At 71.9% G+C, this 8,652-nt stretch carries 8 protein-coding genes; 5 read left to right on the top strand and 3 right to left on the bottom strand.

Features of this window, described 5'->3' with window-relative positions; translation table 11 throughout:
• Positions 1-195: 195 nt before the first annotated feature.
• The 3 genes from ACFWP2_RS07940 to ACFWP2_RS07930 are packed head-to-tail and all read right to left on the bottom strand — an operon-like array spanning position 196 to position 3,424.
• Positions 196-1,272, bottom strand: coding sequence for a threonine aldolase family protein (locus ACFWP2_RS07940; RefSeq protein ID WP_380449399.1), 1,077 nt, complete (start codon positions 1,270-1,272; stop codon positions 196-198).
• Positions 1,269-2,027 (bottom strand): SDR family NAD(P)-dependent oxidoreductase, encoded by a 759-nt coding sequence (locus ACFWP2_RS07935; RefSeq protein ID WP_380449383.1) that lies wholly within the window; start codon positions 2,025-2,027, stop codon positions 1,269-1,271. Before ACFWP2_RS07935 ends, ACFWP2_RS07940 begins: the two co-directional genes overlap by 4 nt.
• Positions 2,024-3,424: a DUF6421 family protein gene (locus tag ACFWP2_RS07930; RefSeq protein WP_380449382.1), complete on the bottom strand. Its 1,401-nt coding sequence runs from the start codon at positions 3,422-3,424 to the stop codon at positions 2,024-2,026. Before ACFWP2_RS07930 ends, ACFWP2_RS07935 begins: the two co-directional genes overlap by 4 nt.
• 532 nt (positions 3,425-3,956) lie before the next feature.
• Between ACFWP2_RS07930 and ACFWP2_RS07925 the strand changes: the two genes are divergently transcribed.
• The 5 genes from ACFWP2_RS07925 (at position 3,957) to ACFWP2_RS07905 (ending at position 8,650) form a co-directional block, all read left to right on the top strand.
• Positions 3,957-4,844, top strand: a complete 888-nt coding sequence (locus tag ACFWP2_RS07925) for an ABC transporter substrate-binding protein (RefSeq protein ID WP_380449381.1) — start codon at positions 3,957-3,959, stop codon at positions 4,842-4,844.
• 167 nt (positions 4,845-5,011) lie between these two features.
• The gene (locus tag ACFWP2_RS07920; RefSeq protein WP_380449380.1) at positions 5,012-5,890 is read left to right on the top strand and encodes an amino acid ABC transporter permease; all 879 of its coding nucleotides are present in this window, start codon (positions 5,012-5,014) and stop codon (positions 5,888-5,890) included.
• The gene (locus ACFWP2_RS07915) at positions 5,887-6,645 is read left to right on the top strand and encodes an amino acid ABC transporter ATP-binding protein (protein WP_380449379.1); all 759 of its coding nucleotides are present in this window, start codon (positions 5,887-5,889) and stop codon (positions 6,643-6,645) included. The genes ACFWP2_RS07920 and ACFWP2_RS07915 overlap by 4 nt, the downstream gene beginning before the upstream one ends.
• Before the next feature lie 348 nt (positions 6,646-6,993).
• The gene (locus tag ACFWP2_RS07910) at positions 6,994-7,548 is read left to right on the top strand and encodes a DUF5134 domain-containing protein (RefSeq protein WP_380449378.1); all 555 of its coding nucleotides are present in this window, start codon (positions 6,994-6,996) and stop codon (positions 7,546-7,548) included.
• A gap of 154 nt (positions 7,549-7,702) precedes the next feature.
• Positions 7,703-8,650, top strand: coding sequence for a M56 family metallopeptidase (locus ACFWP2_RS07905; protein WP_380449377.1), 948 nt, complete (start codon positions 7,703-7,705; stop codon positions 8,648-8,650).
• Positions 8,651-8,652 lie beyond the last annotated feature (2 nt).

The following is an 8,652-nucleotide window of genomic DNA, read 5'->3' as shown; positions in this document are numbered from 1 at the left end:
CTTCGTTCTTTCGTGTTTCCAGCTTATCAGATGTTTTCCGCTCCGTTTTCCGGAGTTTCATTCATCGGATTCGCTTTCCGCTTTGCCGCCCCGGTCTCCCGCGGCGACTCCGGAACTGTACGGGGACCTGCCCGCCACATGCAAATCGTCCCGCCCCGCTGATGCGGGACGGGACGATTCGTTGTCCGAGCGCCGTCAGGCGCGGCCCATCTCCTCGGCGATGGCCGCCGCGAAGGCGTCGATGTCGGTCTCCGTGGTGTCGAAGGCGCACATCCAGCGGACCTCGCCGGTGTGCTCGTTCCAGAAGTAGAAGCGGTAGCGCTTCTGGAGCCGCTCGCTCACCTCGCGCGGGAGGATCGCGAACACCGCGTTCGCCTGGACCGGGCGGACCACCTCGACGCCGTCGATCTTCCGGACCGCGGCCTCCAGGCGGCTGGCCATCGCGTTGGCGTGGCCGGCGTTGCGGAGGTAGAGGTCGCCCGAGAGCAGCGCCTCGAACTGGACCGACACGAAGCGCATCTTCGAGGCGAGCTGCATCGAGGTCTTGCGCAGGTACTTGATGTTGCGCACGCGCTCCGGGTTGAGCACCACCACGACCTCGCCGAACAGCAGGCCGTTCTTCGTCCCGCCGAAGGAGAGCACGTCGACGCCCACGTCGGTGGTGAAGGCGCGCAGCGGCAGGCCGAGCGAGGCGGCGGCGTTGGCCAGGCGGGAGCCGTCCACGTGGACGAGCATGCCCAGCTGGTGGGCGTGCTCGGTGATCGCGCGGATCTCGTCGGCGGTGTAGAGGGTGCCGAGCTCGGTGCTCTGGGTGATGGAGACCGCGAGCGGCTGCGCGCGGTGCTCGTCGCCGAAGCCCCAGGCCTGCTGGTCGAGCAGCTCGGGGGTGAGCTTGCCGTCCGGGGTGGGGACGGTGAGCAGCTTGATGCCGCCCATCTTCTCCGGGGCGCCGCCCTCGTCCACGTGGATGTGGGCCGACTCGGCGCAGACCACCGCGCCCCAGCGCGGGAGCAGCGACTGGAGGGCGACCACGTTGGCGCCGGTGCCGTTGAAGACGGGGTAGGCCTCGGCCTTCTCGCCGAAGTGGCGGCGGAAGACGTCCTGGAGGTGGGCCGTGTAGTCGTCCTCGCCGTAGGCGATCTGGTGACCGCCGTTGGCGAGGGCTATCGCGGCGAGGACCTCCGGGTGCACGCCGGCGTAGTTGTCGCTGGCGAAGCCGCGGACGGCGGGGTCGTGCCGCCGTACCGCGTCCGTACGGGTGAGGTCGGTCATCGGGCTGTCAGCCACAGGTGCTGTCCGTTCAGTTCTGCTGCGGGGCGGTCCCAGAGGCCCGCCAGGTGTCCGGCGAGGTCGGCGGTGTCCGTGAAGCCGGCGAACTTCGCCTCCGGCTTCTCGGCCCGCATTTCGGGGCTGACCAGCGCCTTGATGACCAGGATCGCAGCTGCCGCGGTGGGCTCGCCCTCGGGGTCGGTGGTCTCCTTCTTGAAGGAGTCCGCCATGGCGAGGGTCCACGCCTCGGTGGCGGCCTTGGCGGCCGCGTAGGCGGCGCCGCCGGCGGTGGGCTTGTGGGCGGCCGCGGCGGAGATCATCGCGTAGCGGCCGGCGGGGCTGCGGACCAGCGCGGGCTGGAAGGCCAGCGAGGTGTGCTGGAGGGTGCGCACGACGGTGTCGTGCAGGAAGTCCCAGTCGTCCAGCCGGGTGTCGAAGAAGGTCTTGCTGCCGCGCCAGCCGCCGACCAGGTGGAACAGGCCGTCGACGTGGCCGTGCTCCGACTCCAGGTGGTCGGCCCAGTCGTGGACCTCCTGCGGGTCGAGCAGGTCGATCACCTGGCCGCTGACCTTGGCGCCGCGGACGGCCACCCGGGTGGCGTCCAGGGCGGACTCCAGGCGCTGGGCGTCGATGTCGGCGCCGATCACGGTGGCGCCGTCGGTGGTGAGGCGACGCAGCACGGCGCGGCCGGCCGGGCCGCTGGCTCCGGCGACGGCGATGACCTTGCCGGCCAGCGGGGCGTTGGTGGAGGTGGTCACGCGGCGGCTCCCTGGATCCCGGCGCCGGTGATGCCGGCGGTGGCGGCGATGACGCCGCTCAGCTTCTTGTTGAGGGCCTCGTAGAACATGCTCAGCGGGAACTCGTCCGGGAGCACGGCGTCGCACAGGGCCTTGTTGAGGGCCTTGCCGTCGGTGATGTCGAGCGGCAGCGCCTCGGAGCCCTTCGCCCAGGTGGAGGCCGGGTGCGGGGTGAGGTAGCGGGAGACCAGCTCGTAGGCGGCGATCCAGTGGGCCGGCTTCGGCCGGTCGATGCCGTCGCGGTAGAGGGTCTCGATCTCGGCGCAGAGCGCGTTGGTGACCTGCGGGGCGCGCTCCCAGTCGATGCTGAGGCGGTTGTCGCGCCAGCGCAGCGCGTCGTGCTTGTGCAGGTAGGCGAAGAGCAGCTGGCCGCCGAGGCCGTCGTAGTTGCGCACCCGGTCGCCGGAGACCGGGAAGCGGAACAGGCGGTCGAAGAGGACCGCGTACTGGACGTCGCGGGCGTGCGGGTTGCCCTCGGTCTCCAGCTTCACCGCCTCCTTGAAGGTGGTGAGGTCGCAGCGGAGCTCCTCCAGGCCGTACATCCAGAACGGGCTGCGCTGCTTGATCATGAAGGGGTCGAACGGCAGGTCGCCGTGGCTGTGGGTGCGGTCGTGGACCAGGTCCCACAGGACGAAGGTCTCCTGCGCGCGCTGCTGGTCCTGGAGCAGGCCCTCGGCGTCGGCGGGGATCTCCAGGCCGAGCTGCTGGACGGCGCTGGTGGAGACGGCGCGGAAGCGGGCGGCCTCGCGGTCGCAGAAGATGCCGCCCCAGGTGAAACGTTCCGGCGCCTTGCGCACGGCGACCGTCTCGGGGAAGAGCACGGCGGAGTTGGTGTCGTAGCCGGCGGTGAAGTCCGTGAAGGTGATCGGCACGAACATCGGGTTGTCGAAGCGGGTGCGCTCCAGCTCGGCCAGCCAGTCGGGCCACACGACGCGCAGCAGGACGGCTTCCAGGTTGCGGTCCGGGTTGCCGTTCTGGGTGTACATCGGGAAGACGACCAGGTGCTCCAGCCCGTCCTCGCGCTGGTCGGCGGGGTGGAAGGCGAGCAGCGAGTCCAGGAAGTCGGGCTCGCGGTAGCCGGTGTCGGCCCACTTGGCGAGGTCCGCGTCGACGGCGGCCAGGTAGGCGGCGTCGTGCGGGAAGTTCGGAGCGAGCTCCTCGACGGCGGCGCGGACGGTGGCGACCAGCGGGTCGACCGAGTGCCGCTGGACGGCGGCCAGGTCGATCGAGCCGTCCTTGGACTGGAGCGGGCGCAGCGTCTCGACGGCCTCCTTCAGGCGCAGCCAGGCCGGGTGGCCGGCGAGGGTCGAGACCGGGGCGTCGGCCGCCACAGCGAGCCTTGGCGAAAGATTCTGCATCGTGGACTCACTTCGACAGGAGTTATTTCAACGGGAACACCATAAGTACGAAAGGTTCTCCTGTTCAAGAGGGCCAGGACCGACAAAGCTCCGGCGTGCCGCCGCTTCGGCGCCCAAACCTTCGGCGGGAAGCGGATTGTCCGGCATGTGGACAGTGATCTGGATGTTCTGGACAGATGCCCTGTTCTGATGCGAACCTCCCCGCATGTTCCCGGCGGTGATCACGGTGGCCGAACGCCACGACGGCCCCTCCCGGGCGCCCTCCCGTCGGTACGTCTGCCGTCGCCGTCGCGCGCCCGGCCTCCGCTGCCGCTGTCGCCGCTGCTGTTGACCGGCCCGCCGCCGGCCCGGCTGCTGCCGGTCCGGCCCAGGGGGCGCCGCGGACGCGAACCCGTACGCCGACCATGCCGTGTGTGTTCCGGCGCCGCCACCGGGGGGAAGTGACCCGCCGGGATGCGGGCCGCCCGTCGCGCCATCCCGTGCCCCTCCTTGTTCTCCCCGTCCCCCGCCGGTCCTTCCCTGGAGCCCCGTCATGACCCTCCGCAAGCCGTCCGCCGTACTGCCCCTCGCCGCGCTGGTCGCCGCCGCGGCCGTGCTGACCGCCTGCGCGCCGCAGGACTCGAAGTCCGACGCCGCCTCCGGCGCCTCGGGCGCGGCCGGGTCGGCTGCGGGCTGCGCGCCGGGGGCGCTGGCCACGCGCACCAGCGGGACGCTGACCGTCGGCACCGACAAGCCCGCGTACGACCCGTGGTTCTCCGAGGACAAGCCGGAGAACGGCAAGGGCTTCGAGTCCGCGGTGGCCTACGCGGTCGCCGAGAAGCTCGGCTACCCGAAGGAGAAGGTCAACTGGGTGGTCGCGCCGTTCAACAAGGCGACCTCTCCGGGCGCCAAGGACTTCGACTTCGACATCAACCAGGTGTCCGTCAGCGACGAGCGCAAGCAGGCGGTGGACTTCTCCTCCGGCTACTACGGCGTGCGCCAGACCGTCATCGCGCTGAAGAACTCCAAGGCGGCGGGCGCCAAGAGCATCGCCGACCTCAAGGGCACCAAGCTCGGCGCGCAGGTCGGCACCACGAGCCTGGACACCATCACCAACACCATCAAGCCGAGCGCCCAGCCGGCCGTCTTCGACTCCAACGACCTGGCCAAGGCCGCGTTGAAGAACGGCCAGATCGAGGCCCTGGTGGTGGACCTGCCGACCGCCTTCTACATCACCGGCGCCGAGGTGCCGGAGGCCCAGGTGGTCGGCCAGTTCGAGGTGGCCGCGCAGGCCGAGCAGTTCGGCCTGGTACTGGACAAGGGCTCCAAGCTGACCGGCTGCGTCTCCCAGGCCGTGGACGCGCTGCGGGCTGACGGGACGCTGGCGAAGCTGGAGAAGCAGTGGCTGTCCGACGCCGTCTCGGCACCGGTGCTGAAGTGAGCGCTGACCTGAGCCCCGAAGCGGGCGGGGAGGCCTCGGGCACCGCGGGTTCGGCGGCGGGCTCGACTGTGGGCTCGACTGTGAGCATCGAGGGCTCGGCTGCGGGCTCGGCTGAGCTCACCAAGGCGCCGGCGGCGCGCACCGAATCACCGGTCGGGGAGCCGGCGGTGAAGCCCACCGTGAAGCCGACGGCGGAGGACGACTACCGTCCGTCCGAGCGGCGGCTGGCACACGAGGCGTACCGGCGCTCCCGGGCCCGCCGCTCGGCGCTGATCGCCACCGCGTCGACCCTGGCCACGGCCGTCGTGCTCTACCTGCTGGTCGTCAACTCCCCCGGGTGGGAGGTGACTCGGCGGACCTTCTTCAACCTCGACTACGCCCGTCAGGCGCTGCCCGAGGTACTGAGGGGACTGCGGCTGAACCTGGAGCTGATGCTCGGCTGCGGGGCGCTGATCCTGCTGTTCGGGCTGCTGCTGGCGGTGCTGCGGACGCTGCGCGGGCCGGTCTTCCTGCCGGTGCGGCTGTTGGCCACCGCGTACGTGGACTTCTTCCTCGGGCTGCCGATGATCATCTGCCTGCTGGTGATGATCACCGGAGTGCCGGCGCTGCGGCTGACCGGGGTGACCACCGATCCGCTGCTGCTGGGCGGGGCCGCGCTGGTGCTGACGTACTCGGCGTACGTGTCGGAGGTGTTCCGCTCCGGCATCGAGTCGGTGCACCCGAGCCAGCGGGCCGCGGCGCGGTCGCTGGGACTGACCAACGCGCAGGCGATGCGGTACGTGGTGCTGCCGCAGGCCGTCCGCCGGGTGGTGCCACCGCTGCTCAACAACCTGGTGAGCCTCCAGAAGGACACCGGTCTGGTCTCGATCGGCGGCGCGATCGACGCGGTGTACGCGGCGAAGATCATCGCGGCCCGGTCCTTCAACTTCACGCCGTACCTGGTGGCGGGGCTGGTGTTCATCGTGCTGACCATTCCGCTGACCCGGTTCGCCGACTGGCTGACCACCCGGACGAACCGTCGCGAGCTCCAGGGAGGTGCGGTGTGACGTCGAACGACGTGCTCAGGCTGGAGTCGGTGCGCAAGGCCTTCGGCGGCCAGGTGGTGCTGCGCGACGTGGACCTCGCCGTGGCCGAGCACTCGGTGACGGCACTGATCGGGGCGTCCGGCTCCGGCAAGTCGACGCTGATGCGCTGCGTCAACCTGCTGGAGGGGATCGACGACGGGGCGATCTTCCTGGACGGCGAGGAGATCACCGATCCGCGCGCGGACGAGGACGCCGTGCGACGCCGGATCGGCGTGGTGTTCCAGTCGTACAACCTGTTCCCGCATCTGACGGTGCTGGAGAACATCACGCTGGCCCCGCGCCGGGTGCACCGGGTCGCCCGGGCCGAGGCCCAGGACCGGGCCCTGGAGCTGCTCGACCGGCTCGGGCTGGCGGCCAAGGCGAAGGAGTACCCGGACCGGCTCTCCGGTGGGCAGCAGCAGCGGGTCGCCATCGTGCGCGCGCTGGCCACCGGGCCGCGGCTGCTGCTCCTGGACGAGATCACCGCGGCGCTCGATCCGGTGCTGGTCGGCGAGGTGCTGTCGGTGGTGCGGGACCTCAAGGGGCAGGGGATGACGATGGTCCTCTCCACCCACGAGATGGGGTTCGCCCGGGAGGTCGCCGACCAGGTCTGCTTCCTGGACGGCGGGGTGGTGCTCGAACAGGGGCCGCCGGAGCAGGTGTTCGGCGATCCGCAGGAGGAGCGGACGCGGCAGTTCCTCAGCCGGGTCGTCGCCTCGGGGCGGCTGCAGGGCTGAGTGCCCCTCGCCGGCGGAGGGCCGGGGCAGGTGGCCGAGGCGGGTGGCCGCCCCCGGCCGGGGGTGCAACCGGGCGTGCGACGGGTGTGTGGCCAGGTCTTTCGCAACGACGGGCACCACCGTGCGCCCCCGTACGCGCCCTGGCCTCGGTCGGCCGGGTGCGGTGATCGTGGACCGGACGTCCGTCGCCGCGCACGGGGGTCGGCGAGCAGGCGAACAGAGGACAGCTGACGGACGACGGATGACAGCCGACAGATTTCATCATCTGTTCGCTGTCATCTGTTCGCCGACCGCTGTTCGCTGTCGCCTGTTCACCGCCCCGGCGCCCACCGCCCCGGGAGGCCGCCGTTGCACGGACCCGCCCTGGTCAACTGGCTCCTCGCCCTCCTCGCCGCCGGCGCCGGAACCTCCTGCCTGGTCCGGCTGCGCCACTCCCCCTGCGCCCCGGGCGGCGCGCACCGGCCGCTCGCCCGCGAGTCCGACGCCGCCGAGGCCCTGATGGGACTGGGCATGGCCGCGATGGCCGTCACCGGCGCCACCGTCCCGCCCGCCGTCTGGGCCGGACTCTTCGGCCTCCCCGCCGCCGCCTTCCTGCTCGCCGCCGCCCACGTCCCGAACGGCCGGGCGCACCGGCTGCACCACGCGGTCGGTGCGCTCGCCATGACGTACATGGCCCTCACGATGACGGCCCCCTCCGGCCACGCGCACCACCGAGCCGCCGCCCTGGGCCTTCCGCTGCTGACCGGGGCGCTCCTCCTCTACTTCGCCGCGTACGCCGTCTGGACCGGCAGCCGGCTGCTGCGCACCCCGACAGGCACCCTCGCGCTCGGCACCACCGGACTGCCGCAGGCCTGCCGACTGACCATGGGCATCGGCATGTTCGCCATGCTCCTGACCATGTGACCACCCGCGGGGCGCCCGCCCGGCACCCCAAAGCGCCCGTCCGAGCGTGGCGTTGGTCACTGGCCGGCCGAAAGCCGTTCCACCGCGCGTCGCCAGCGCATAGGTTGGCGGGGAGCGCGTTGTCGCGTTCCGTTCGTACTCGGGGAGCCCATCGATGCCTGCCCTGATCGGCCTGCTGCTGCTCGGACTGCTGCTCTCGACCGTCGCGCCCCGGCTGCTGGCCCGGGCCCGCTGGGCGGAGCGCGAACCGGTGCTGGCGCTGCTGGTGTGGCAGTGCCTGGTGGTGGCCGTCCTGCTCTGCTGCGCGCTGGGCCTCCTCCTCGCCGCCTCCGCCGCCCTGCCGGAGCTGCGCTCGCTGGTGTTCGCCGGCGCGCCGCACGGCGTGGAAGCCGCGTACGGCCTCCAGAACGCCGAGGGCTGGGGCCGGCTGTGCGCCGCGGTGCTGGCCGCGGGCGGGGTGCAGACGGTGCTGGCGCTGACCCGTGAGGTCCGCACGGCGAAGGCGGTGCGCAATCGCCGGCACGCCCAACTGGCTGACCGTGCCCCGGAGTTGCCGGACAGCATCGAGACCGCCCGGAGCCGCAGGGAGCGGCTGGTGGTACTGGAGAACGTCCGCCCGCAGGCGTGGTCGCTGCCCGGCCCGGACTCCCGGCTGGTGGTCACCACCGGCGCCCTCCAGCAGCTGACCGACCGGGAGCTGGCGGCCGTGCTGAGCCACGAGCGCGGTCACGTCCGGGCCCGGCACCACTGGCTCCAGCAGTTCGCCCAGGCGCTCGCCTCGGGCTTCCCCGGAGTCGGTGTGTTCAGCGCCTTCCGGGACCAGGTGGCGGAACTCGTCGAGCTGGCCGCCGACGACCGTGCCGCCCGTCGGCACGGCCGGCACACCACCGCTCTCGCACTGGCCGAACTCAACCTGGACCGCGGGGTGTTCGGCTCCTGTCCGCCCGGCCTGGCGCAGTCCCCGAAGCGGGTGGACCGGCTGCTCGCGGGCCGTCCGCGACTCTCCGTCCCGCACCGGCTGCGGCTCACCGTCGCGGCGCTCGCCACGCCCGCCGCGGTCGTCCTGCTGGCCGCCGCCCCGGGTTTGCACTCGCTGCTCTGAGG

This window comes from Kitasatospora sp. NPDC058444, assembly GCF_042721415.1.
Classification (GTDB): Bacteria; Actinomycetota; Actinomycetes; order Streptomycetales; family Streptomycetaceae; genus Kitasatospora.
The sequence above is the reverse complement of the archived record's forward strand: the minus strand, read 5'-3'. Positions and strand labels throughout refer to the sequence as shown.